The organism is Pseudomonas sp. 30_B, assembly GCF_017491605.1.
In the GTDB taxonomy this organism is placed as follows: Bacteria; Pseudomonadota; Gammaproteobacteria; order Pseudomonadales; family Pseudomonadaceae; genus Pseudomonas.
Genome location: NZ_JAFGYY010000228.1, coordinates 1 through 492, shown reverse-complemented (window position 1 = coordinate 492; position 492 = coordinate 1). Strand labels below are relative to the sequence as shown.

The window sequence follows — 492 nt, the reverse complement described above, 5'->3', positions numbered from 1 at the left end:
ATCAGGAAGGCCTCATCACGATGCTCGCCGAGCCGAACCTGACCGCGATCTCCGGCCAGACCGCGAGCTTCCTCGCGGGCGGCGAGTTTCCGATTCCGGTCGCGCAGGACACGACGGGCGCGATCACGATCCAGTTCAAGCCATATGGCGTGTCGCTCGACTTCACGCCGACCGTGCTCGCCGACAACCGGATCAGCCTCAAGGTGCGCCCGGAGGTGAGCGAGATCGATCCGACCAACAGCGTGACGACGGGCAGCATCAAGGTGCCGGCGCTGACGGTGCGCCGCGTCGACACGACGGTCGAGCTGTCGAGCGGGCAGAGCTTCGCGATCGGCGGGCTCCTGCAGAGCAAGAGCAGCGACGTACTCGCCGAGCTGCCGGGCCTCGCGCGGCTGCCCGTGCTCGGCAAGCTGTTCTCGTCGCGCAACTACCTGAACGACAAGACCGAGGTCGTCGTGATCGTCACGCCCTACATCGTGCAGCCGGCGAACC

General features: G+C 66.9%; 1 protein-coding gene. It reads left to right on the top strand.

Annotation, left to right across the window (positions count from 1 at the left end; genetic code table 11):
• A partial coding sequence (locus tag J5M67_RS28045; protein WP_368735966.1) for a type II and III secretion system protein family protein occupies nt 1-492 on the top strand: 492 nt, incomplete at both ends.